We start from the raw sequence: 22,566 nt of genomic DNA, 5'->3' as shown, positions 1-22,566 counted from the left end.
TGCCCGCTGTGAACCCGGATACCGGTGACGCTGCCGAGCTCTCTGAGCTGCAGCGGTTCCTGCATGACTGGCTTGCCGTTGACACCGATCGGCTCAGCGAGTCGCTGAGCGGTTTCGTTGGAAGCCGTGCCTACGACGTCGCTGGGCTCCGCGCGGATCTCAACCGGTTCACCTTCCTGCTCGGCGGCAGTGGCAGCGAGGTCCTGTTCGGGCACGAACCTGAGTAGCGACTGGGTGTTCATGGTCGTCCTCCGGTGATGCTGTCCTGGACGGCGGCGAGCGCGATGAACGCGCGGTCCGCGCCGAGTTGCTCCGGGGCCGGGCCGGTGGGAGTGGGGACGTTGGCGAGGCGTTCGGCCAGCGTGGTGAGTGCGTCGCGGTCGCCTTCGAGAGCGGCATGTTCGTCGTCGGTGAAGGTGAGGCGTTCGAGCATCTGCTCGACGCCGTCCTTGATGGACAGCAGTTGCCCGGCGCTGGACTGTTTGGGCAGATAGAAGGAGCAGCGAGCGCAGGCCAGTCGATGCTGGCACTTGGCGAAGAAGTCGTAGGTGCAGTACCCGTCGCCGAGGTCGTAGTACTTCCACGGCTGCTCGCCGCCGGTCGCCGCGTAGTGCCGAGTGCTGGGGAAGTGCTTATGCCTCAACCACTCCTTAGTAGCTGTTTCCGAGCTACTGGGGGCGGTGTCGCGCATCCGGGGTAGCAGGCTGCGCGCGGCGACCCGGTCCTGTGTCGAGGCCGGGGTCACCAGCACCACTATCAGCAGGCCCAGCGTGTCCACGACGATGTGCTGCTTGCGGCCCGCAACCTTCTTGCCCGCGTCGTAACCGCGGGTCTCGCGGCCGACCGTCTCGGCGGCGCGCACCGACTGCGAGTCCATGATCGCCGCCGACGGCGCCGTCCGTCCTTCCACGAGCCGGACACGGTCGCGTAACCCGTCGAGCAGCCGCTGCGAGGCACCGGCCTTCTTCCACAAGGCGAAGCGCTTGTAGACGGTGGGCCACGGTGTGAAGTCCGGGGGCAGGGCCCGCCACTTGGTGCCGTTGTCGACCACGTACAGGATCGCGTCCACGATCACCCGACGGCAGTGCTTCTCCCACCGCCCACCCCGACCGGCCAGGCACGCCGGATCCGGCAGCAGCGGGTCCGGCTCGGCCCATTGGGCGTCGGTGACATCGGTGGGATACCGGGAGACACGTCGGGTGGGCTGGTGAGAGGCGGACAGGTGGCACCACGAACCATCCCCCCGACAGCAGGCCCATGGAGACTGACGCTGGTACGGGGTGGAGCAGTGACGCGGTCGGTCGTGACCGTTCCTACGGGAACTGTTCCCCCTCGCGGCCGACATCGTCGATCGGGCCGAGGATCGTCCAGCCGGGCCCGAGGGGGCGGGTGGAGCGGAAGCCGTGGGCGTCCGCGTACTCCTCGGCCTCCTCCGCGGTGTCCTCGGGGGCGCTCATGATCGTGTAGCGCGGGGGGTCCTCGTGGTAGAAGCGGTAAAATATGCGGTCCTCGTCCTTGGACTGGTAGAGGATCACGCTGACACCCCAGAGGGCGTCGTACACCTGCTGGTCGCTCGGGGGCGTTGTCGTGCACGTGTCGGAGGGGCGGCCGGGCTCGCGGACGCAGGTTTGGTACTGGCTCCAGTCGATGCGTTCGGCGCGGGGGTGTTCCGCGATCAGCTTCCGCATCCGGGCGTCGGCCCGGGCGAAGGCGTCCTCGTGGCGGTCGTACTCCTGCTGCAGCCGGTTGAAGCGCTGCTCGTCGAGGCCGCTGCCGAAGTGGGCCTCCAGGCCCGCGAGGACGGCGACCCACCAGGCCAGGCACCCGGCCGTCACGACGAGCAGCGTGACGACCAGGACCCGGCCCGGCGAGTGCTTGTGGGGCATCAGGTCGGCGAGGTCAGAACGTGCCGCTGACGGGGATCTCGACGTCCGCCTGCGCGATCGCCGGGGGGTACTTCCCGTCGAACCGGTCATAGTGCTGGAGCGTAAACCAGTCGATGAAGCCGTACTCCCTGATCTCGTCGTCCGGGTCGAGACCGAAGTGGTCGTAGGAGTGGAAGACGAGCTTGCCGGAGAAGGAGTTGCCCTCGACCTTGTAGTCCTTCAGCGCGATCGTGTGGCCGTGGAACTGGTGGATCGCGATGGAGAGGGCACGCTGGTTGGCGTCCCAGAGCGAGAAGTCGTACACCGGGTACCTCACGCCCTGGCGGAGGAACTGCTGGAAGAGGAAGTTCTTGGAGAGGTCCTCCTGGACCTTGAGCTGATCGGTGCGGCCCTTGTTGTCGATGAGGGACTGCTTGATGATCTGGCCGGCCTTGTCGGTGTACGCCTTCTCCTGCGGTGAGGCGCCGACGGCGCGGGAGAGGGCCGTGCCGGAGCCGCGGTAGAGGTAGCGGCCGGGGTCGAAGTTGTCGTCGACGGTGACCGTGCCCGCGCTCTGGCCGCCGCGGCCGTAGCGGAAGGCGTTGCGGAGGTCGTCGACGGACTGGGCGTAGTCGGCGTCGGCGCCGAGCTTGCCGAAGTTCATGATGTCGTTGAACTCGGCCCACATCCAGGACTCGGGCGTGATGCGGGCGACCCAGAACTCCCAGCCGAGGTCGGTGAGTTCGTCGAAGTCGTAGTCGTTGAAGGTGAGGTCGTCGGCGACGCGCGGGTCGGCCGGGACGGGCGGGTGCTGGGGGTCGGGGGCCTTGCGGTGGCCCTCGCGGAAGGACGACTGGTGGATCAGCATGTCGGTCGGGGGCGGGACAGCCGGGTCTCCGTCGTCGAGGATTCGCTTGCCAGGGGCCTCGGGGCCCGCCTTGTCGAAGGCGTCGCTGTCGAGGACGACGTACTTGGCGGAGCCGTGGGCCGTGGCGGTGGCCGTGATCGTGCCGCCGCTGCGCTGCTGGCCCGCCTGCTTGACGAGGTGGCGGGCCTTCTCGTCGTAGCGGTAGAGGGCCGGTGCGGTGCCCTCCGCACGGTCGGGGTCGAGGCGGAAGGTGAGCTTTGCGGCGAGGTCCGCGGGGGCGGAGACCTGGAAGCCGTTGCCGAGGTAGCCCGGAGTGGACGTCGGGAACTCCCGCTGTTCGGCAGGGAGCTCGGTGACCTGGAAGCCGCCGACCTGCTCGGCGCGCAGGTCTTCGAGCGCGGCCTCGGCGGCGGTGGCGCCGCCGTCCGCGCGGCGGGTCACGTCGAAGGCGGAGTTCTTGGCGCGGGGAGAGGTGTTGAGCTTCGTCTCCTCGCCGTCCTGGACGCCGTCGCCGTCGGTGTCGGCGTTGGTGGGCTCCGTGCGGAGCTCCAGCTCGCGGGCATCCGCGAGGTCGTCCTGATCGGTGTCGGCGTTGGTGGGTTCCGTGCGGAGCTCCAGCTCGCGAGCGGTCGTGAGGCCATCCTCGTCGGGGTCCTCGGCGCCGTCCTTGATGCCGTCGCCGTCGGTGTCGGCCTTGAGCGGGCTGCTGAAGCGATAGCCGAGCTCGGCGAAGTCGGAGAGGCCGTCGCCGTCGGTGTCCTCGGACTTGGGGTCGAGCCCGGCGCGCACCTCCAGGTCGTCGGGGAGGCGATCGCCGTCGGTGTCCTCCGTCGGCGAGACGCCGTGCTCGGCGAAGGACGCCCAGGTCGGGGTATCGGCCGTGGCGCCAGGCTCGGCGCGGTACCAGACGGTCTCGGTCCTGCCCGGCTGCACGGTGTTCGTGGGGCCGACGCCCTGGAGCGTCGTGCGCGCGCCCTGGGGGGCGGCGAGCTTCGCGGCGGAGGTGTCCGTGATGCGGTCGGAGAGCTCGAAGGTCAGCGACCATTTGGAGACGGGGTGGTCGGAGACGTTCTCGAGCTGGAGCCGGGCGACGTAAGAGCCCCCCGTTGCTCTGCCGCGGAGGGCGGCCGGGACCTGGTTCCACGTCGCGTCGCCGGGGGCGACCTGGCGGTAGGAGACGTCGACCGTGTTGTCGCGGTAGAGCGTCGCCCCGTCGGTGGCCGCGCTGGCGCCGGGGGTTCCCGCGGCGGCGGGCACGGCCATGCCGAGGAGAAGGAGTAAGGCCGCGCTGAGGGGCGCGGCGGCGCTTCTGTGCACTGTTACCTCTCAGTCTGGTGCGTGCAGAGCGGCGTCCGTCATCAGGCGGCAGCCGCCTTGGACCACGTCGCACGTGGTGGGTTCGGTGAGTCGTTTGAAGCAGGTCAGGTCTGCGGCGAGGGTGGCGAAGGCGCAGTGGTTGAGAGCGTGGCATTCGTAGCGGGCGAAAGCGACGGGGTCCACACCAGGAGCGGATGTGCGGGACGGCCCGGAGCATGGGCTTGAGAGCCTGGCCGTCGCGCGGCACCGACTCGGCACGCACCGGCGCACAGATGTGCATGGCACGACGGCTCCGGCGCAACGCACGGAGAACCGAAGACAGGCTGGATATCGACCCGAGAAACAGGTCAAAGCCCGGCAGATCAGGCCGAGGGCGCGCCGTGTGCAGGAGCCCCGTGGCGACCTACGGCACGAATGGCCTTTCGCGAGCAACCATCAGTTTCCCCCTACGGATCACGCGACGACAGCAGGCGCGAACGTTCCGTGCCATTGGACCGGAAGGGCGGCAAAACGAACAGGTCCGACCGGGTGACTTCACCACCAGTCCGACCGACACGGAATGGTCGTACTTTTCGGAACCTGCACGCCGATAGCAGTGCAGGTCCGCAATGGTGCACTTCAGGTCGATTCAGATGCATGACATTATCACGCGGGTCACGGGAAAACCGGACCCGGCGGGCGCCATCACCGGAACCGTCACCGACGCCGCCACCGGAGCACCGGTGCCCGAGGTCTGCGTCACCGTGGCGCCGGTCGATCAACGCGCTGACCGGCGACTGGGCCGGCAGCGATGAAACGGTCACCAGCAACGCGCAGCACACCCTGTTCGGGCTGAACACCCGGACCACCCTGTCCGCTGTGCGACGGGCCGCCGCAAACCCACCACACCCGAACGACATTCGAACGGGCCACCCGCCGCCGGCTCCGTCAGGGTGACGGTGGCGCCCGGAACGCGGGGGCGTCCGGTCCGGCGGGTCGGGCGGCGATCGCCGCGGCGATCGCCGCGTGGAACGCGTCGGACTCGGCCACCCGGCCGCTGCGCGCGTGCCAGCCGAGGTCGATGGTGATCTCCGGCGGGAACCGGCCGAGTTCGGTGATCGCGATCGTGTCGCCCCGCGAGTCCGGCGGGATCGCGCTGACCGGCAGGATCGAGATCGTGCCGCCCTTGCGCAGCAGGGAGAGCATCACGTCGAGGTCGTCGACCACGCGGAACCGGGTGAGGCCGTAGTCGTCGATCAGCCGGGTGGTGACGCCCGCGTGGTGGGTCAGCACGGGGTTGTCGAACAGCAGGAAGTCGTGGGCCGACAGCGCCTCGCGGACGGCGGACTCCCGCTCGCCGTCCAGCACGAGGTCCCCGCGGTGCACCAGCACCATCCGGTCGCGGAGCAGCGGGCGCGCGTGGACGGCGTCGCCCGTGCCCGTCGAGTAGAACACGGCGTAGTCGATGTGCTCCAGTTCGAGCAGGTCGATCAGGGTGGGAGCCGGCCTGCCGGTGATCCGGAAGCCGTGCGGCCCCACCGCGGCGTCGAACGTGTCCACGACCGCGTCCGTCATCCGGCCGGTGAGCCACGAGTCCACCCCGACGACCAGCTGGTCCTCCTGGTCCCGCGCGACGGTCGCGAAGCTCAGCGGGCGGCCCTGTCCCCGGCCCGCCTCGCCGAGCACCTCCGACGCACTGGCCAGGTCCCGGACCAGTTGGGCGGCGTACGGCAGGAAGTACGCGCCCTGGCGGGTCAGGGTGACACCGCGCCACCCCCGCTCGAACAAGGGGAAGCCGAGCCCCTCCTCCAGGCGGCGCAGCCGCAGGCTCATCGTCGGCTGGGTCACGTACAGGCTGGCGGCGGCCTTGGAGATGGTGTGGTGCTTGGCCACAGCCAGAAACGACCGCACGCCCTCCAAATCCATGCCGTCCACCGTCTCACACCACTTCGCCCCGCGCCGCAGGTGCGGCCCGGCGTGACCTGCGCGGCGCGGTCTCCACGAAGAACACCGCCGTGACCACGGCGAGGAGCAACCCGCCCAGCGCCAGGTACAGCGAGTACTGGATGCCGTAGTGCTTCGAGAGGTAGCCCGCGACCACGGGTGCGACGCCGCCGCCGAAGATCTCGCCGATGCCCATCACGGTCCCGATGGCGGTGGCGGTCAGCGCGGGCGGCACGGACTCCGCCGTCAACGCGCCCACGATCAGCGCCAGGCACCCGTTCGCGCCGAACGCGACGAAGAACAGCAGCAGGAACAGCACGGGCATCACCGGGCCCTGCGCGGTGAACACGGCCAGCAGCGCGGCGCACAGCACCAGTGCCACCAGCACGGCGGGCCTGCGGCCGATCCGGTCGGACGCGCCGGGGATGACGAGCTGGCCGAAGAACGCGCCGAACCCGATGCCCGAGGCGATCAACCCCATCTGCACGGTGCTCAGGTGCAGGAAGTCGGTGAGGTAGCTGGGCACCATCGCGCTGAGCACGAAGATGCACGTCATCGTGCCGCACAGGGCGACGATGGCCAGCGGGATGTTGCGGTGCCGGAACAGGTGGCTCCACTTCGGCCGCTCGGCCGCGACCGGGGCGGGCGCGACGAGCACGTCCGGTTCCCGGATCACCCTGGCCAGCAGGACGGCCAGCACGACGCCGGGCACGATCAGGAGCGCGAACACCCAGTGCCAGCTCGGCAGCACCTGGAGCAGCTGGGTGGCGAGGATCGGTCCGAGACCGACCCCGAAGAGCGCGAACGTGCTCTGCTGGATGCCCATGTTCAGGCCGCGGCGCTTCGGGTGGGACGCCTCCGCGGTCGCGGCGAACGCCGCCGGGCTGTACGCCCCCTCGGTCAGCCCGATGACCACCCGGATGGCGATCAGGCTGACCAGCCCGCCGGCCAGTCCGGTGAACGCCGTGCACAGCGAGAACAGCAGGATGCCGGGGACGAGCACCTTCCGGCGGCCGATCCGGTCGGACAACCGGCCCATCAGCAGGGACGACACGCCCCAGGCCACGCCGAGCGCGCCGACGATGCCGCCGAGGTCCTGGTAGTCGAGGCCGAGTTCGCCGGCCATCGCGGGGAACAGCGGGGCGATGATCCACCGGTCGAGGCCGACCAGGCCGAAGCCCAGCGCGAGCAGGGTGACCGCGCTGCGCTCGTAACGGACGTCCTTGCTCATCCGCCCAGCTCCTCGGTGAGCGCGGACGCGGGCAGCACCCGGCCGAAGAAACCGCGGATGGAGCGGAGCGTCGCCTCCTGCGCGGAGTCGGACAGGGCGCCGGTCGCGTCCTCGATGAAGGCGACGCGGTAGTCGTGCATGTACGCGCTGCGGGCGGTCGATTCGCAGCACGCCTCGGTCAGGGTGCCGATGACGATCACCGTGTCCACCCCGCGGAAACCGCGGATCGTGTTGAGCACGCTGTGCAGCGGTGTGTTGTGGAAGGCGTCGTAGCGGTGTTTCCGGATGACCATCTCGCCCGGCTCCGGCGCGAGCTCCTCGATGATCTCCGCACCGTGGCTGCCGTCGCGCATACCGGATTCGCGCAGCCGAGGAATGTACGCGGTCTCCAGCGGCGACACGTCGAAGGTGCCGTAGAGGATGTGCTGCGTGTAGATCACCGGAATTCCCGCGCCCCGGCACGTGTCGATGACGCCGCGCATGACCGGAACCCGCTCACGGGCCATCGGCACGGCCATCGGAAAACCCTCGCGCACGAAATCATTCTGCATGTCGATGACGAGCAGCGCGCAGGTAGCTGGATCGACAATCCAGGGAGGGGTCGTCATATCGGTCCTTCACGGCCGTCACGAAGAATTGTGCCGTGACGCTAACACGGCCCGCCGCCGTGCTGGTTATAGGAATCGCCTATACCCTCCCGGTCGTCGGGCCCGCCCGTGTGCGGACGGGAGCCGGTCTCCGCCGGCGGTGGCGCCGGGCAAAGTCGCGCGGTCCTGGCGGCCGGCGCGCATTCTCCGGCGCGATCACCGAAATGATCGCCACACCGCGTGACCGGCTATTCGCACGCGGTGGCCGGGTGGCCGGTGCCGGCCACCCGGACGCGCCGACCAGAGGGGCGGTTCCCCACCGGATCCGCGACACCGGTGTGCCGCGACCACCGCCGGGCGCCGTGTGCTTGCCGAAAATGTCGTCCGTGCTGGTCGGGTGGTGTGGTGGTGCTGGTTGAGGGTGCGGCCGGGTTGCTGTCGTCGGTGGATGTCGGGTCGGGCGATCGCTGCTTGATCGGTGGCGGCTGGTGGCAGTGAGCCCTTTCCAACTCCACACGGTGTTGAGGTGGAGTGCGAGGACGGCTCGGGTCAGGTCCGTGATGCGGGTGGTGGGGCAGCGGAGTCTCCGTAGTAACCGCCGAGCCTTTGTGCTCCTGCGGTTGGCTCACCGCAGCCAGGTGTGGTCGCGGACGATCGGGAGCCCGGCCCACCAGCGGCCCAGGCCCCAGGTGGCGCCTGCGCCCGCGGCGGCGACGGCGATCAGGGCGACGGCGTAGATGACGTGGTAGTCGACGACCGGGTTGGTCGACATGCTGGGTTCGCCGGCCGAGGTGAACTGCGCGAGGGGCCATTCGGCGGCCCACATCAGCAGCATCATCACGGTCCCGGCGATCGCCGCGACCCGCAGGCCGATGCCGGCGGTGACGGCGACGCCGATGGCCAGCAAGCCGATCATGAACAGCCAGTCCGCCCACCAAGTGCCGGCCCAGGCGTGGAAGGTCGATTCCAGCGGGCCGACCGCGACGCGGCCCAGGAAGCCCTTGGTGGGCGACCCTCCGTTGATCCAGGCGTTCGCCGCCTTGGTGGCGTAGCCGAGGCCGAACAGCTTGTCGAAGAAGGCCCACAGGAACACGAACCCGGTCGTGATCCGCAGGACCGCCAGCGCGATGGCGCCGGTCTCGGCGCGGGTGGCCGCCGTGGCGGTGGCGTCGACCTTGCCGCCGGTGCCGGTGGCCTTGGCCTTGTGGGGTTGAGCGAACGCCGTCATGGTGTCATCTCCTTCTGCTCCGTCTTCGGCTCCAAGCCTCGTTCCGGCGGCGGCCGGGCGACGCGGGCGAAGGTCCCTGATCGACAGGGACGTCCGACGCCTTGCCGCTCCAGCGGCGGTCGTGGCGCAGTGCCAGGACGACCACGGCGGTCAGCGGCGCGCGGATCGCCGGCAGCAGCGAAATCCGGCGACCACGAGGTCGCGCCGAGGTCGCGCCTGGGGAAGCGGGCCTTGGGGTCCGAATGTCGCAGTCGCAGACCACCGGCCTGGACCTGGTCGACGCCTACTAGGGCATGCGGCGGTTGTTCCGCCAGTTCTCCTTCCCCGGCGGGGTGCCCAGCCACGTGGCGCCGGAGGTGCCGGGGTCGATCCACGAGGGCGGGGAGCTGGGGTATTCGCTGGCGCACGCGTTCGGTGCGGCGTTCGACAACCCGGACCTGGTGGTGGCGTGCGTGGTCGGGGACGGGGAGGCGGAGACCGGGCCGCTGGCGGCGAGTTGGCACGGCAACAAGTTCCTGGATCCGGTGCGTGACGGTGTGGTGTTGCCGATCCTGCACCTCAACGGCTACAAGATCGCCAACCCGACGGTGCTGGCGCGCGTCCCGCACGAGGAGCTGGACGCGCTGCTGCGCGGCTACGGCTATGCGCCGCACTACGTGGAGGGCGATGACCCGGCGGTGATGCACGCCCGGATGGCCGAGGTGCTCGACGGGGTGCTGGCGGACATCCGGCGGATCAAGGCCGGCGAGCACGGCGGGCGACCGCGGTGGCCGGTGATTGTGCTGCGCAGCCCGAAGGGCTGGACCGGGCCGGCCGAAGTGGACGGGGTGCCGGTGGAGGGCACGTGGCGGTCGCACCAGGTGCCGCTGTCGGGCGTGCGGGACAACCCCGAGCACCTGAAGATCCTGGAGGGGTGGTTGCGCTCGTACCGGCCGCAGGAGCTGTTCGACGCCGAGGGCCGGCCGAAGCCGGAGTTGCTGGAGCTGGCGCCGGAGGGTCCGCTGCGGATGGGCGCAATCCCGCATGCCAACGGCGGTCTGCTGCTGCGTGATCTGCGGTTGCCGGGCGTGGCGGCGCATGCGGTGGACCGGTGACGCGCCGACGCTGGAGGTCATGGCCGCCACCGCCCTGCTGCGCGAGCACCTGCCCGAGCTGCGGGTGCGGGTGGTCAACGTGGTGGACCTGATGCGGCTGCAGCCGGAGACCGAGCACCCGCACGGCATGCCCGACCACGAGTTCGACGCGCTGTTCACCCCGGACAAGCCGGTCATCTTCGCCTACCACGGCTACCCGTGGCCGATCCACCGCCTGACCTACCGCCGCGCCAACCACCACAACATCCACGTGCGCGGCTACAAGGAGGAAGGCACCACCACATCGGCGGGCACGACGCCGAGCCCCGCGCCCGCGTGGCGCACGGCCCGGGGTGCTGAGCGGACCGGCGGCGCACGGGAAGGCCGCCGCGCCGCGTCGGGTGGAATTGCGGTGTTGTAAACTTGAAGAAGTTTTCAACTCTTCACCTCGCAGGAGTCCGTCGTGCCCCTCCCGCTGCACCAGGCCAAGGCGGAGTTCTTCCGCATGCTCGGGCACCCGGTGCGCATCCGGGTGTTGGAACTGCTCCAGGACGGTCCCAAGCCGGTGCGCGACCTGCTGGCCGACATCGGGATCGAGGCGTCGAGCCTGTCGGCCCAGCTGGCGGTGCTGCGCCGCTCGGGGATCGTCACCGCGACGCGCGAGGGCACGACCGTGGTGTACGCGCTGGCCGGCGACGGCGTGGCCGAGCTGCTCCGCGTCGCGCGGAAGGTGCTCACCGGGCTGCTGGCCGGGCAGAACGAGCTGCTGGCGATGCTGCGCGAGGAGGAGCGGTCGTGACGACGTTCCTGCCGGTCAGGGCGGACTGGGCCGGCGCGACCCGCCGCGACCTGCTCGCCGGGGTGACGGTGGCGATCGTGGCGCTCCCGCTGGCCCTCGGGTTCGGCGTCGCCTCCGGGCTCGGCGCGGCCTCCGGCCTGGTCACCGCCGTCGTGGCCGGTGCGCTGGCGGCGGTGTTCGGCGGCTCCGGCCTCCAGGTGTCCGGGCCCACCGGCGCGATGACGGTGGTGCTGGTGCCGATCGTCGCCCGCCACGGCGTGGACGGCGTGCTCACCGTCGGCCTGCTCGCGGGTGCCCTGCTGGTGCTGCTCGCGGTGGCGCGCGCGGGCCGCTACATGCGGTACGTGCCCGTGCCGGTCGTGGAGGGGTTCACGATCGGCATCGCGGCGGTGATCGCGCTGCAGCAGGTGCCCGCCGCCCTGGGGGTGTCCGCGCCCGGCGAGGACCACGTGGTGCTCGCCGCCGTCGCGGCCCTCGCGGACTTCGTCACGGCGCCGCGCTGGGAGGCCGTCGCCCTGGCCGGCGGGGTCGCCCTGGCGATGCTGGCGGGTGCCCGGTGGCGGCCCGGCGTGCCGTTCTCGCTGCCCGCCGTCGTCGTGGCGACCCTGCTCGCGCAGTGGGCGGCGCTGCCCGTGGCCCGCATCGGCGAGCTGCCCGCCTCGCTGCCCGCGCCCTCCCTGGCGTTCCTGGACCTCGACGCGCTGTGGTCGCTGCTGCCCTCGGCGGTGGCCGTGGCCGCGCTCGCCGCGCTGGAGAGCCTGCTGTCGGCCGCGGTCGCCGACGGGATGAGCGTCAACCAGCGGCACGACCCGGATCGCGAGCTGTTCGGCCAGGGGCTGGCCAACCTGGTCGCACCGCTGTTCGGTGGCGTGCCCGCCACGGCGGCCATCGCGCGCACGGCGGTCAACGTCCGCTCCGGCGCGACCTCGCGGCTGGCCGCCCTCACCCACGCCGCGGTGCTCCTGCTGATCGTCCTGGTCGCCGCGCCGTGGGTGGCCGGGGTCCCGCTGGCGGTGCTCGCGGGTGTGCTGCTGGCCACGGCGGTCCGGATGGTCGAGGTCGGCTCGGTGCGCGCCCTGGCCCGGACCGGGCGCCCCGACGCCGCGGTGCTCGCGCTGACCGCCGTGGCGACGCTGGCGCTGGACCTCGTCACCGCCGTCATCGCGGGCCTGCTGCTCGCGGGCGTGTTCGCCCTGCGCGCGGTGTCGCGGACCGCGCGCCTGGACGAGGTCCCGCTGCAACCGGGCGACTACCGCGAGGAGGAACGGGCGTTGCTCGCCCAGCACATCGTCGCCTACCGCCTCGACGGCCCGCTGCTGTTCGCCGCCGCCCACCGCTTCCTGCTGGAGCTGACCGGGATCGCGCCGGTGGCGGTGGTGATCCTGCGGATGTCCCGGCTGTCCGCGGTCGACGCCACCGGCGTACAAGTGCTGCGCGACGCCGTGCGCCGCCTGGAACACCGCGGTGTCACCGTCCTGGTCTCCGGCGTGCGCGACCAGCACCGACGGGCACTGGGCGCACTGGATCTGCGCGTGTTCGCCCACACCCCCGAGGCCGTCGACCACGCCCGAGCCCTGCTACGGGAACGAGGCGTCCTTCCCTGACCCCTCTCCCGGTCACGCGCGCAGGCCGTGTGCCAGGAACTGCCCGCGAACCCGTTCGACCAGTTCCGCTTCTGGTGTCGGGGTGTCGGCCAACGCGAAGGGCAGGCCGAGGGCTTCGTACTTCGGCGCGCCCATCTTGTGGAAGGGCAGCACGTCCACGCGTTCGACCGACGGCAGTGTGGCGACGAACGAAGCGATGCCCTCCACGTTCGCCGCGTGGTCGGTCTGTCCTGGCACCAGGACGAACCTGATCCACATCGGCTTGCCCAGGTCCGACAGGCGGCGGGCGAACTCCAGGGTCGGGGCGACCTCACTGCCGGTGACGTGCCGGTAGGTGGCGGGGTCCCAGGACTTGATGTCCAGCAGCACCAGGTCGGTGTCGGCGAGCAGGGCGTCGGTGGCCCGGTCGCCGAGGAAGCCGGAGGTGTCCAGGGCGGTGTGCAGGCCCAGGCCCTTGACCGCGTGCAGCAGTTCGGCGGTGAACTCCGGTTGCAGCAGCGGCTCGCCGCCGCTGATGGTCACCCCACCGCCGGCGACCCGGATGAACCGCCGGTACTTCCCGATCTCGGCCACGACCTCGTCGACGGTGACGCGCCGCCCGAAGCGGGCGAACCGCGTTTCGGGGTTGTGGCAGTACAGGCAGCGCAGCGGGCACCCGGCGGTGAACACGACGAACCGGGTGCCGGGGCCGTCCACCGCCGTGGCGAGGTCCCAGGAGTGGACGGCCCCGGTGGTCATCACAGCGACCCGTGGAAGGTCCGGCTGATCACGTCGCGCTGCTGCTCGGGCGTCAGGCGCACGAAGTTCACCGCGTAGCCGGACACGCGGATGGTCAGCTGCGGGTACTTCTCCGGGTGCGCCATGGCGTCGAGCAGCACCCCGCGGTCGAGCACGTTGGCGTTGAGGTGGAACCCACCCGCGTCCACGTAGGCGTCGAGCACGCCCACGAGGTTGGCCACCTGCTCGGACACCGTCCTGCCCAGTCCGGTGGGTGTGATGCTCGCGGTCAGCGAGATGCCGTCCAGCGCCTGGTCGTACGGCAGCTTGGCCACCGACAGGGCCGCGGCGACCAGGCCGTGCCGGTCGCGTCCGTTCATCGGGTTGGCGCCCGGTGCGAACGGTTCGCCCGCGCGACGGCCGTCGGGGGTGTTGCCGGTGCGGCGGCCGTAGACGACGTTGGAGGTGATGGTCAGCACCGATTGCGTGTGCACGGCGTCGCGGTAGGCCGGGTAGCCGCGCACCAGGCGCATGAAGTCCTCCACCAGGCCCACGGCCAGTGAGTCGGCGCGGTCGTCGTTGTTGCCGTAGCGGGGGAAGTCGCCCTCCACCACGTAGTCGACGGCCAGTCCGGTGTCGTCCCGGACCACCCGGACCTTCGCGTGCCTGATGGAGGACAGGCTGTCCGCGACCACGGACAGGCCCGCGATACCGCAGCCGAGCAGCCGCTGCACCGGGTGGTCGTGCAGGGCCATCTCGATGCGCTCGTAGGCGTACTTGTCGTGCATGTAGTGGATGGTGTTCAACGCGTCCACATAGGTCTTCGCCAACCAGTCGAGCACCCGGTCGAACGCGGCGCGAACCTCGTCGTAGTCCAGGTGCTCGCCCCCGATCGGCGGCTGCGGGGGAGCGACCTGCTCGCCGGTCACCTCGTCGCGACCGCCGTTGATCGCGTACAGCAGTGCCTTGGCGAGGTTGACCCGGGCGCCGAAGAACTGCATCTGCTTGCCGACCCTCATCGCCGACACGCAGCAGGCGATGGCGGTGTCGTCGCCGAAGCGCGGGCGGATCAGCTCGTCGTTCTCGTACTGGATGGAACTGGTGTCGATCGACACCAGGGCGCAGAACCGCTTGAACCCCTCCGGCAGCGCGGGCGACCACAGCACCGTCAGGTTGGGCTCCGGCGCCGGGCCCAGGTTGTAGAGGGTCTGCAGGAACCGGAAGCTGGTCCTCGTGACCAGTGGCCGCCCGTCCTCGCCGATGCCGCCGATGCTCTCGGTCACCCAGGTCGGATCGCCGGAGAACAGCTCGTCGTAGGCGGGGGTGCGCAGGAACCGCACGATCCGCAGCTTGATGACCAGGTCGTCGACCAGCTCCTGCGCCTGCGACTCGGTCAACCGCCCGGACTCCAGGTCGCGCCGGAGGTAGATGTCCAGGAACGTCGACGTGCGCCCCAGCGACATCGCCGCGCCGTTCTGCTCCTTCACCGCCGCCAGGTAGGCGTAGTACAGCCACTGCACGGCTTCGCGGGCGGTGCGCGCCGGTCCGGAGATGTCGTCGCCGTAGGAGGCGGCCATCTCCTTGAGCTCCTGGAGTGCCCGGATCTGCTCGGCCAGCTCCTCGCGGTCGCGGATCACCGCCTCGGTCGACGGCGTGGTGTCGATCGAAGCCCGTTCGGCCCGTTTGGCCTCGATGAGCCGGTCCACTCCGTAAAGCGCCACCCGCCGGTAGTCGCCGATGATCCGGCCGCGCCCGTAGGCGTCGGGCAGGCCGGTGATGATCCCGGCGCGGCGGGCGCGCTTGATCTGCTCGGTGTAGGCGTCGAACACACCGTCGTTGTGGGTCTTGCGGTACTTGGTGAAGACCTCCCGCACCGCGGGGTCCAGCTCGTAGCCGTAGGCCCGCACGCTCGTCTCGACCATCCGCAGGCCGCCGTTGGGCATGATCGCCCGCTTGAGCGGCGCGTCGGTCTGCAACCCGACGATCAACTCGTTGTCGCGGTCGAGGTACCCCGGCCGGTGAGAGGTGATCGACGACGGCGTGCGCACGTCCACGTCCAGGACCCCGCGGCGGCGTTCCTCGGCGAACAGCCCGGACAGGCCCCGCCACAGCGCGGCGGTCCGCTCGGTCGGCCCGGTCAGGAACGCCGCGTCACCCTCGTACGGGGTGTGGTTGGCCCGGATGAAGCCGTGGACGTCGATCCCGCGCCGCCAGGGCCCGTCGCCGAACCCGCGCCACGCGTCCAGGCGTTCCTCGACCGCGGTCATCGGGTCAGCACCACCTTCAGCGCGCCGGTCTCCGCCGACCGCGCGAACACGTCGTAGGCCAGGTCGAACTCGTCCAGGGCGAAGTGGTGCGTGGCGAACCGGTCGGCGTCCAGCCGCCCGTCCGCCAGCATCTTCAGCAGCGTCGGCGTGGAGATCGTGTCGACCAGACCGGTGGTGATGGTGGCGTTGCGGATCCACAGCTGCTCCAGGTGCAGCGTGGCGGGCTTGCCGTGCACGCCGACGTTCGCGACCCGGCCACCGGGGCGGATCAGCCGCGTGCACAGCTCGAAGGTCTCCGGCACGCCGACCGCCTCGATCGCCACGTCCGCGCCCAGCCCGCCGGTCAGCTCGGCGACCACGGCCTCGACGTCCTCGGCGGCGTCCACGGTGACGTCCGCGCCGAACTGCTTGGCCGCCTCCAGCCTGGGCGCGGCCAGGTCCACCGCGACGACGTGGCCGGGGCTGAACAGCCGCGCGGTCTCGACCGCGGCCAGCCCGATCGGCCCGGCCCCGACGACCACGACGGTCTGCCCGGGCCGCACCTGCCCGTTGAGCACGCCCACCTCGTACGCGGTGGGCAGGATGTCCGACAGCATCACCGCCGCCGCGTCGCCGACGCCGTCGGGCAGCAGGTGCGTCGAGGTGTCGGCGAAGGGAACCCGCAGGTACTCGGCGTGCGTGCCGTCCACGGTGTGGCCGAGGACCCAGCCGCCACCGCCCAGGCACTGGCCGTAGACCCCGGTGCGGCAGTACGAGCAGCGGCCGCACGTGCTGATGCACGACACCAGCACCCGATCACCGGGCTTGATGCCGGTGACCGCCGCGCCGACCTGCTCCACCACGCCGACCGCCTCGTGGCCCAGCACGCGGCCGGGCTCGACCTCGGGGACGTCGCCCTTGAGGATGTGCAGGTCCGTGCCGCAGATCGTGGCCGCGGTGACCCGGACGACCGCGTCGGTCGGGTCGACCGGCTCGGGGTCGGGCACGTCCTGCCAGGACCGCCGGCCGGGCCCGTGGAACACCATCGCCTTCATCTCGTCCTCCTCGGATGCGCTGCACCTCGACCCTGCTCCGGCCGGCGACCCGGCCACAGAGCCCCCGGTCCCGGGACGCGGTGTCGAAGGTCCCGGCCGGCCGGGGACCGTTCGCCGCTGCCCGGTCACGCGGCGGCGGCGCACCGTGGGAGGCCACAGGAAGGTGGTCCGCCATGGCACGGGCACTCGTGGTCTACGAATCCATGTTCGGCAACACCAAGGCCATCGCCGAGGCGATCGGCGAGGCGCTGGCCGCCGAGGTCGTCGAGGTCTCCGACGCACCCGACGTGCTGCCCGACGACGTCGGCCTGCTGGTCGTCGGGGCGCCCACGCACGCTTTCGGCCTCAGCCGCCCCGCCACCCGCAAGTCCGCCGCCGACCAGGCCGCCGGCGACCGGGTGTCCACCGGCCGCGGTGTGCGCGAGTGGCTCGACGCCCTCGCGCCGCTCGGGCACCACGTCACCGCGCACGCCTTCGACACCCGGATCGGGACCGGCCGGCTGCCCGGCTCGGCGGCCAAGGCGATCGCCAGGCGGCTGCGCGCGCTGCACTGCGCGGTGCCGGGCAAGCCGGTGTCCTTCCACGTCGGCGGCACCCCGGGCCCACTGCTGGTCGGCGAACCCACCCGCGCCGCCGCCTGGGCGCGTTCGATGCTCGTCGGGAACCAGGCGTGAGCGCGGTCGTCACCCAGGGCCTGCGCAAGCGGTTCGGCCGCACGCAGGCCCTCGACGGGCTGGACCTGACCGTGCGCGCCGGCGAGGTGCACGGCCTGCTCGGGCCAACGGAGCGGGCAAGACCACCGTCAGGCCGCTACGGCCTGGCCCCGCGCCTGGCCTCCGCGGCCCGGGCAGCCCTGGTCGCGTTCCTGCTCATCACCGAACCGGGCCCGCTGCTGGAGATCGACCAGCGGCTGCTGGACCTCTCGCCGTTCACCCACGTCCCCGAGCTGCCCGGCGCGGCTTCCACCGCCACCCCGCTGCTCGCCCTGCTCACGATCACCGCGTTGCTGACCACGGCGGGCCTGCTCGCCTTCCGCCGCCGCGACATCGCCTGACCCGGCCCACGCACTTCGACGGACTTCGTTGGAGTCGTCGGCCGTCCCACTGGTCCCTGACGGGTCGGGACCTCGGACCCTGCGGCCGAGCGCGCCGCCGGGGCAGGGTCGGAGGCGAACACGAACGTGGAGGTGAGGCGGGATGGACCGCAGCCAACCCGACCGGGGGACGATCCGGGCCGCCGTGGCACTGGCGTGCCGCGCGCCGTCGGTGCACAACACGCAACCCTGGCGATGGCGGATCGGCGACCGCAGCGTCCACCTGCACGCCGACCCGACCCGCGCGATCCCCGCCACCGACCCCAGGGGAGCGGACCTGCTGCTCAGCTGCGGCGCGGCGCTGCACCACCTGCGCGTCGCCCTGGCCGGCCTGGGCTGGCGGGCCGTCGCGCACCACCTGCCCAACCCCGCCGAACCCGACCACCTCGCCGCCGTGGAGTTCGCCCGCCACGAGCCCACCGGGACCGAGGTCGCGCTGGCCGCGGCCATCCCCCGGCGGCGCACCGACCGACGGCGCTACTCGACGTGGGACGTGCCCGACGCGGTGTCGCTGCTGCTGGAGCAGCGGGCCACCGAGCACGACGCCGTGCTGCGCCACATCACCGGCTCGCGAACGCGGTTCGAGCTGGCGACCGCCATCGAGCAGGCAGCCGCCCGGCAGGACGCCGACCCCGCCTACCGGTGGGAACTGCGGCTGTGGAGCGGCCGGCACGCCGACTCCGACGGGGTGCCGGCCGCCAACGCGCCGAGCGGTGTGCCGCGGCACGGCGACCTGCGACTGCGCGAGTTCCCCGGCGGCCTCCTGGTCGACGAGCCCTCGGGTGAGCGGGAGGAGGACGGCGCGCTGCTGCTGGTGCTGGGCACCTCGTCGGACGACCGCCTCTCGACGCTGCGCGCCGGCGAGGCCATGAGCGCCGTCCTGCTGGAAGCCACCGCCGCGGGCCTCGCGGCCTGCCCGCTCAGCCAGCCGCTGGAGGTCGCCGCCACCCGCGACCGGGTGCGCGACGAGGTCCTCGACGGGCTGCTGTCGCCCCAGGTCGTGCTGCGCGTCGGCTGGGCCGCGTTCGGCGCCGACCCGCTGCTGGCCACCCCGCGCCGCCCGCTCGGCGAAGTCGTCGAGGGGTTGGCGGACTCGTAACCGTCGACCGCCGTGCTGACGGCGTCTCACCTGCGGCACCCGGCGCGTCGTCGGTCACAGGGGCGGTGGGCGGAGCGGGGCACGCGCCGTGCCCCCGTGGCGGCCTCACCCACGACGAGGTGACCGCACGCGAGACCGAGGCCCGCCCCGGAGTTCCGGGGCGGGCCTCGTCGCGTCGGTGTTCGCCCCGTCATCGGCGGCGCCACCACTTGTCCAGCTCGACCACGCCGTAGGCGACCAGCGCCAGGGCCGCCACGAACGCCCACGACGCCCAGCCGATGGGCGCGGTGTGGAACAGGGTGTTCATGAACGGCGCGTAGGTGAACAGCAGTTGCAGCGCGATGGTGACCGCGATGCCGGCGGGCAGCCACGGGTTGGCGCGCAGCCCGACGTGCGGGCGGAAGCGCTCCAGCGAGCGGGAGTTGACCAGGTAGGCGATCTGGGCGGCGACGAAGACGTTGACCGCGACCGTGCGCGCTTCGTCCACGGCGCCGCCGGAGAGGTGGAAGGCGGTGAACGAACCCGCCAGCAGGACCACCGACACCAACAGGATGCGCTGGACCAGCGCCCCGGTCAGCAGCGGTAGGGAGGGCGGCAGCGGCGGGCGCCGCATCACGTCCGGTTCGCGCGGCTCGAAGGCCAGGGTCAGGCCCAGGGCGACGGCGGTGGTCATGTTGATCCACAGGATCTGCACCGGCAGGATCGGCAGGGTGGTGCCGGCCATGATCGCGGTGAGGATGACCAGGCCCTCGGCCATGTTGGTGGGCAGGGTCCAGATGATGAACTTGCGCAGGTTGTCGAACACCGCGCGGCCCTCCTCCACCGCGGCGCGGATGGTGGAGAAGTCGTCGTCGGTGAGCACCATGTCGGCGGCCTGCTTGGCGACCTCGGTGCCGCCGCGGCCCATGGCCACGCCGATGTCGGCCCGCCGCAGCGCGGGGGCGTCGTTGACGCCGTCGCCGGTCATGGCCACGACCTGGCCGCGCGCCTGGAGTTCCTTGACCAGCCGCAGCTTCTCCTCCGGCGACACGCGGGCGTGCACGGCGTCCTCGGCCAGGTCGAAGTGGTCGGCGATGGCGCGGGCGGTGGCCCGGTGGTCGCCGGTGATCATGCGGACCTCGATGCCCGCGTCCCGGCAGGCCCGCACGGCGTCCAGCGCCTCGGGGCGCGGTGGGTCGTGCATGGCCTGCAACCCCAGGAACACCGCGCGGCCGCGCAGCGCCTCCTCGGTCAGCTCGACGTCGAGCGGCAGGTGCGCGCGGGCGAACGCCAGCACGCGCAGCCCCTGTGCGGCCAACCGGTCGGCCTCGGCGTGGTCGACGGCGCCGGTGAACTCGGCGATGCGCTCGACCGCGCCCTTGAGGTAGACCACGCCCCCGGTGTGGCGGGTGGCCATGAACCGGCGCTGCGAGGTGAACGGCAACTCGTCCACGCGCTCGGGCACACCCGTGACCCCGGCCTTGCGCGCGGCCACGACCAGCGCGGCCTCGGTGGGGTCGCCGATCGGCGCCCACCGGCCGTCGCGCTCCACCACGTCGGCGTCGTTGCAGGCCAATCCCGCCAGCAGGACCTCGCGCACCGCGTCGGGAACGGGCGGGACGTCGCCGTGCGGCGCGTACCCCACACCGCCGACCCGCCAGTTCGTCACGCCGGCGACGACCTCGCGCACGGTCATGGCATTGGCGGTCAGGGTGCCGGTCTTGTCGGTGCAGATCACCGTCGTGCTGCCCAGCGTCTCCACCGCGGGCAGCCGCCGGATCACGGCGTTGCGCCGCGCCATCCGGGCCACGCCGATGGCCAGGGTGACGGTCACGGCCGCGGGGAGCCCTTCGGGGATGGCCCCGACGGCCAGGGCCACCGCCGCGGTGACCATGTCGGCGAACGGTTCGCCGCGCAGCACCCCGACCGCGACCGAGAGCACCGCGAGCCCCAGGATGACCCAGGTCAGCAGCAGGCTGAACCGGGCCAGCTTGCGGGTCAGCGGCGTCTGCACCGCCTCGGTCGCGCCGACCAGCCGGTGTACGCGCCCGATCTCGGTGTCCGCGCCCGTGGACACCACCACGCCCCGTCCGCCACCGGAGGTGATCAACGTGCCGGAGTAGGCCATGTTCGTCCGGTCGGCCAGCGCGGTGTCGTGCGGCACCGGCAGCGGGTCCTTGGCCACCGGCTGCGACTCCCCGGTCAGCGCCGACTCGTCGACCCGCAGCTCGCGGACGCCCACCAGCCGCAGGTCCGCCGGGACCTGGTCGCCCTCCTCCAGCAGCACCAGGTCACCGGGCACGAGCCGCTCGGACTCCACGCGCGTCACCGCGCCGTCGCGGACCACCGTCGCCGTGGTGCGCACCATCGCGACCAGGGCGTCCAGCGCGCGTTCGGCCCGGACTTCCTGGAGGTGGCCCACCACGGCGTTGACCAGCACCACGGCCAGCACCACCGAGGCGTCCACGACCTCGCCCAGCGCGAAGGTCAACGCCCCCGCGCCGAGCAGCACGTAGATCAGCGGGTGGTGGAACTGGCCGAGGAAGCGCCGCAACCGGCCGGGGCCGCGCCGCTCGGGCAGCGCGTTCGGCCCCAGCGCCGCGAGCCGCCGCGCGGCCACCGCGCCGGTCAGGCCGGCGCCGGCGTCGGTCTCGGCCAACAGCACGACCTCGGGCGCCGGCAGGCCGTGGGGGGCGGCCGCGCGCTCAGCGGTCGCCGACGGCATGCCCCACCCCGGCGGAGTCCGATTCGGGGAAGCACACGTCCACCACGCCGGCGACCGCGCCCGCCAGCACCGCGGCCACGTGCCGGTCGCGCTCGTCGTCCAGCGCGTCCACGATGGACACCCGGCCGTCGGTGACGCCGACCCGCCAGCGGCCCGGGCCGCCGTAGAGGCACAGCCGGCGGCGGACCTCGGCCTCCAGCGCCCGGTCGTCGCGGCTGACCGCGCGCAGCATGTCGCGCCGGGTCACCACGCCGACCAGGCGCCTGCCGTCGACGACGGCGACGCTGCGCACGTCGTGCTCCAGCATCCGCCGCGCCACCTCGGCGACATCGGCGTCGGGCGTGGCGCCGACCACGGGTTCGACCATCACGTCGCGGATGGCGCGCGCGGGTCGGGGCACGCCGCGCGGCGCTTCGCCGTGCACCAGCGTGCGGGGGTCCACCGGCAGCCGGTCCTTGAGGGCCTCGGCCTCGGTGAGCACGCCCAGCAGTTCGCCACGCCCGTCCACCACGGGCAGCATGGTGAACCCGCGTGCGGCGAGCAGGGCGCCGGCGTCGCGGACCGACGTCTCCGGCGTCACGGTCACCACGTCGCGGGTCATCACGTCGCGCACCCTCACCGGGCCACCGCCGACTCGTCGGCCGTCGCGGGCAGCACCACGACCGGGGTCGTGGCGTGCCGCACGCAGTGCGCGCTGGTGCTGCCCAGCAGGACCTGCCGGAACCGGCTGCCGCCGTGGGCGGCGACGACCAGCATCGCCGCACCGCGCGCCTGCTCCTCCAGCGCCTCGGCGGCGGGTCCGCGCACGCAGCGGCGGATGATCCGCGGGAACTCCGACCTGCCCACGGCGACCGCGCGCAGCGCGTCCTCGACCAGCGACTCCGAGCGGGCGCGGGCGTCCTGCTCGGTCGTCGCGGTCCAGTCGGCCAGGGGTTCGTAGGCGTAGGCGTTGACCACGTGCAGCGGCGCTCCGCGCCGCACGGCTTCGTCCATCGCCCACCGCAGCGCGCGTTCCCCCGCGGGGCTTCCGTCGATCCCGACGACGATCGGGGCGGCAGTGCTCACGGTTCACACCTCGTCCAGGTCGATGATGATTTCCGGCGCGTGCCGGAGCGTGTTGTGCGCGGTACGTCGCCGCGCACGCGGCCATCGGGGCC

20 protein-coding genes and 2 pseudogenes are annotated in these 22,566 nt (G+C 72.2%); 8 read left to right on the top strand and 14 right to left on the bottom strand.

Going from position 1 to position 22,566, the window contains the following annotated elements:
* Positions 1-8 precede the first annotated feature (8 nt).
* Positions 9-227, top strand: coding sequence for a hypothetical protein (locus tag JOE68_RS03010; protein ID WP_307819468.1), 219 nt, complete (start codon positions 9-11; stop codon positions 225-227).
* A gap of 11 nt (positions 228-238) precedes the next feature.
* Here JOE68_RS03010 and JOE68_RS03005 read toward each other — a convergent pair whose 3' ends face one another.
* Genes JOE68_RS03005 through JOE68_RS02995 form a run of 3 tightly spaced genes read right to left on the bottom strand, consistent with a single transcriptional unit; the run spans position 239 to position 3,996 of the window.
* Entirely contained in the window at positions 239-1,345 is a 1,107-nt protein-coding gene (locus JOE68_RS03005) for an IS5 family transposase (RefSeq protein ID WP_204840812.1), read from the bottom strand.
* Positions 1,314-1,886 carry a hypothetical protein gene (locus JOE68_RS03000; RefSeq protein WP_239562106.1) on the bottom strand — a complete coding sequence of 191 codons (573 nt, stop codon included), beginning with the start codon at positions 1,884-1,886 and terminating at the stop codon, positions 1,314-1,316. The genes JOE68_RS03005 and JOE68_RS03000 overlap by 32 nt, the downstream gene beginning before the upstream one ends.
* Before the next feature lie 13 nt (positions 1,887-1,899).
* Complete coding sequence (locus tag JOE68_RS02995) at positions 1,900-3,996, bottom strand: DUF3289 family protein (protein ID WP_204840810.1); 2,097 nt, start codon at positions 3,994-3,996, stop codon at positions 1,900-1,902.
* A gap of 662 nt (positions 3,997-4,658) precedes the next feature.
* On the opposite strand from JOE68_RS02995, the gene JOE68_RS02990 reads away from it, so the two are divergent.
* Positions 4,659-4,844, top strand: a complete 186-nt coding sequence (locus JOE68_RS02990) for a hypothetical protein (protein ID WP_204840809.1) — start codon at positions 4,659-4,661, stop codon at positions 4,842-4,844.
* Positions 4,845-4,977: 133 nt separating this feature from the next.
* On the opposite strand, the gene JOE68_RS02985 is transcribed toward JOE68_RS02990, so the two are convergent.
* The 5 genes and pseudogenes from JOE68_RS02985 to JOE68_RS02965 all read right to left on the bottom strand — a co-directional run bounded on the left by JOE68_RS02985 (position 4,978) and on the right by JOE68_RS02965 (position 9,019).
* Complete coding sequence (locus JOE68_RS02985; protein ID WP_239562663.1) at positions 4,978-5,955, bottom strand: LysR family transcriptional regulator; 978 nt, start codon at positions 5,953-5,955, stop codon at positions 4,978-4,980.
* A 13-nt stretch (positions 5,956-5,968) separates the two neighbouring features.
* On the bottom strand, positions 5,969-7,204 hold the full coding sequence (locus tag JOE68_RS02980; protein WP_204840807.1) for an MFS transporter: 1,236 nt from the start codon (positions 7,202-7,204) through the stop codon (positions 5,969-5,971).
* Complete coding sequence (locus tag JOE68_RS02975; RefSeq protein ID WP_204840806.1) at positions 7,201-7,812, bottom strand: isochorismatase family protein; 612 nt, start codon at positions 7,810-7,812, stop codon at positions 7,201-7,203. The genes JOE68_RS02980 and JOE68_RS02975 overlap by 4 nt, the downstream gene beginning before the upstream one ends.
* Positions 7,813-8,308: 496 nt before the next feature.
* Positions 8,309-8,398, bottom strand: a pseudogene (locus JOE68_RS02970) (IS5/IS1182 family transposase); the annotation flags it as partial.
* A gap of 18 nt (positions 8,399-8,416) precedes the next feature.
* Entirely contained in the window at positions 8,417-9,019 is a 603-nt protein-coding gene (locus JOE68_RS02965; RefSeq protein ID WP_204840805.1) for a DoxX family membrane protein, read from the bottom strand.
* A gap of 290 nt (positions 9,020-9,309) precedes the next feature.
* On the opposite strand from JOE68_RS02965, the pseudogene JOE68_RS02960 reads away from it, so the two are divergent.
* The 3 genes and pseudogenes from JOE68_RS02960 to JOE68_RS02950 all read left to right on the top strand — a co-directional run.
* Positions 9,310-10,399 (top strand): annotated as a pseudogene (locus tag JOE68_RS02960) (phosphoketolase family protein); the annotation flags it as partial.
* Between the two features lie 156 nt (positions 10,400-10,555).
* Positions 10,556-10,891, top strand: a complete 336-nt coding sequence (locus JOE68_RS02955; RefSeq protein ID WP_204840804.1) for an ArsR/SmtB family transcription factor — start codon at positions 10,556-10,558, stop codon at positions 10,889-10,891.
* Positions 10,888-12,495, top strand: coding sequence for a SulP family inorganic anion transporter (locus JOE68_RS02950; protein WP_204840803.1), 1,608 nt, complete (start codon positions 10,888-10,890; stop codon positions 12,493-12,495). Before JOE68_RS02955 ends, JOE68_RS02950 begins: the two co-directional genes overlap by 4 nt.
* A 12-nt stretch (positions 12,496-12,507) precedes the next feature.
* Here the strand turns inward: JOE68_RS02950 and pflA are convergent, their stop codons facing one another.
* The 3 genes from pflA to JOE68_RS02935 are packed head-to-tail and all read right to left on the bottom strand — an operon-like array spanning position 12,508 to position 16,513.
* Positions 12,508-13,233, bottom strand: coding sequence for a pyruvate formate-lyase-activating protein (pflA, locus tag JOE68_RS02945; RefSeq protein WP_204840802.1), 726 nt, complete (start codon positions 13,231-13,233; stop codon positions 12,508-12,510).
* Positions 13,233-15,479 (bottom strand): formate C-acetyltransferase, encoded by a 2,247-nt coding sequence (gene pflB, locus JOE68_RS02940; protein ID WP_204840801.1) that lies wholly within the window; start codon positions 15,477-15,479, stop codon positions 13,233-13,235. The genes pflA and pflB overlap by 1 nt, the downstream gene beginning before the upstream one ends.
* Positions 15,476-16,513 (bottom strand): zinc-dependent alcohol dehydrogenase family protein, encoded by a 1,038-nt coding sequence (locus JOE68_RS02935; protein ID WP_204840800.1) that lies wholly within the window; start codon positions 16,511-16,513, stop codon positions 15,476-15,478. The genes pflB and JOE68_RS02935 overlap by 4 nt, the downstream gene beginning before the upstream one ends.
* A 173-nt stretch (positions 16,514-16,686) precedes the next feature.
* On the opposite strand from JOE68_RS02935, the gene JOE68_RS02930 reads away from it, so the two are divergent.
* The 3 genes from JOE68_RS02930 to JOE68_RS02920 all read left to right on the top strand — a co-directional run bounded on the left by JOE68_RS02930 (position 16,687) and on the right by JOE68_RS02920 (position 18,705).
* On the top strand, positions 16,687-17,187 hold the full coding sequence (locus JOE68_RS02930; protein ID WP_204840799.1) for a flavodoxin family protein: 501 nt from the start codon (positions 16,687-16,689) through the stop codon (positions 17,185-17,187).
* Positions 17,184-17,567, top strand: coding sequence for an efflux permease Rv1217c-related protein (locus JOE68_RS32510; RefSeq protein ID WP_239565090.1), 384 nt, complete (start codon positions 17,184-17,186; stop codon positions 17,565-17,567). The genes JOE68_RS02930 and JOE68_RS32510 overlap by 4 nt, the downstream gene beginning before the upstream one ends.
* A gap of 142 nt (positions 17,568-17,709) precedes the next feature.
* Entirely contained in the window at positions 17,710-18,705 is a 996-nt protein-coding gene (locus tag JOE68_RS02920; RefSeq protein WP_204840798.1) for an Acg family FMN-binding oxidoreductase, read from the top strand.
* Positions 18,706-18,895: 190 nt separating this feature from the next.
* Here JOE68_RS02920 and JOE68_RS02915 read toward each other — a convergent pair whose 3' ends face one another.
* Genes JOE68_RS02915 through JOE68_RS02905 form a run of 3 tightly spaced genes read right to left on the bottom strand, consistent with a single transcriptional unit; the run spans position 18,896 to position 22,474 of the window.
* Entirely contained in the window at positions 18,896-21,409 is a 2,514-nt protein-coding gene (locus tag JOE68_RS02915; RefSeq protein WP_204840797.1) for an HAD-IC family P-type ATPase, read from the bottom strand.
* On the bottom strand, positions 21,390-22,028 hold the full coding sequence (locus tag JOE68_RS02910) for a CBS domain-containing protein (RefSeq protein WP_204840796.1): 639 nt from the start codon (positions 22,026-22,028) through the stop codon (positions 21,390-21,392). Before JOE68_RS02910 ends, JOE68_RS02915 begins: the two co-directional genes overlap by 20 nt.
* Complete coding sequence (locus tag JOE68_RS02905; protein ID WP_204840795.1) at positions 22,025-22,474, bottom strand: universal stress protein; 450 nt, start codon at positions 22,472-22,474, stop codon at positions 22,025-22,027. Before JOE68_RS02905 ends, JOE68_RS02910 begins: the two co-directional genes overlap by 4 nt.
* Between the last annotated feature and the right edge of the window lie 92 nt (positions 22,475-22,566).

It is taken from the genome of Saccharothrix algeriensis, assembly GCF_016907655.1.
Lineage (GTDB): Bacteria > Actinomycetota > Actinomycetes > Mycobacteriales > Pseudonocardiaceae > Actinosynnema > Actinosynnema algeriense.
This window is presented reverse-complemented; position numbering and strand designations above follow the sequence as displayed.

What these genes read in the sequence shown, in the direction of transcription:
- JOE68_RS02930 (WP_204840799.1), top strand. Translation starts at nt 16,687, where the DNA reads ATGGCACGGGCACTCGTGGTCTACGAATCCATGTTCGGCAACACCAAG.
- pflA (WP_204840802.1), bottom strand. Translation starts at nt 13,233, where the DNA reads ATGACCACCGGGGCCGTCCACTCCTGGGACCTCGCCACGGCGGTGGAC.
- JOE68_RS02915 (WP_204840797.1), bottom strand. Translation starts at nt 21,409, where the DNA reads ATGCCGTCGGCGACCGCTGAGCGCGCGGCCGCCCCCCACGGCCTGCCG.
- JOE68_RS03000 (WP_239562106.1), bottom strand. Translation starts at nt 1,886, where the DNA reads ATGCCCCACAAGCACTCGCCGGGCCGGGTCCTGGTCGTCACGCTGCTC.
- pflB (WP_204840801.1), bottom strand. Translation starts at nt 15,479, where the DNA reads ATGACCGCGGTCGAGGAACGCCTGGACGCGTGGCGCGGGTTCGGCGAC.
- JOE68_RS02920 (WP_204840798.1), top strand. Translation starts at nt 17,710, where the DNA reads ATGGACCGCAGCCAACCCGACCGGGGGACGATCCGGGCCGCCGTGGCA.
- JOE68_RS03005 (WP_204840812.1), bottom strand. Translation starts at nt 1,345, where the DNA reads ATGTCGGCCGCGAGGGGGAACAGTTCCCGTAGGAACGGTCACGACCGA.
- JOE68_RS02975 (WP_204840806.1), bottom strand. Translation starts at nt 7,812, where the DNA reads ATGACGACCCCTCCCTGGATTGTCGATCCAGCTACCTGCGCGCTGCTC.
- JOE68_RS02995 (WP_204840810.1), bottom strand. Translation starts at nt 3,996, where the DNA reads ATGGCCGTGCCCGCCGCCGCGGGAACCCCCGGCGCCAGCGCGGCCACC.
- JOE68_RS02990 (WP_204840809.1), top strand. Translation starts at nt 4,659, where the DNA reads ATGGTGCACTTCAGGTCGATTCAGATGCATGACATTATCACGCGGGTC.
- JOE68_RS02980 (WP_204840807.1), bottom strand. Translation starts at nt 7,204, where the DNA reads ATGAGCAAGGACGTCCGTTACGAGCGCAGCGCGGTCACCCTGCTCGCG.
- JOE68_RS02965 (WP_204840805.1), bottom strand. Translation starts at nt 9,019, where the DNA reads ATGACGGCGTTCGCTCAACCCCACAAGGCCAAGGCCACCGGCACCGGC.
- JOE68_RS02985 (WP_239562663.1), bottom strand. Translation starts at nt 5,955, where the DNA reads ATGGATTTGGAGGGCGTGCGGTCGTTTCTGGCTGTGGCCAAGCACCAC.
- JOE68_RS02935 (WP_204840800.1), bottom strand. Translation starts at nt 16,513, where the DNA reads ATGAAGGCGATGGTGTTCCACGGGCCCGGCCGGCGGTCCTGGCAGGAC.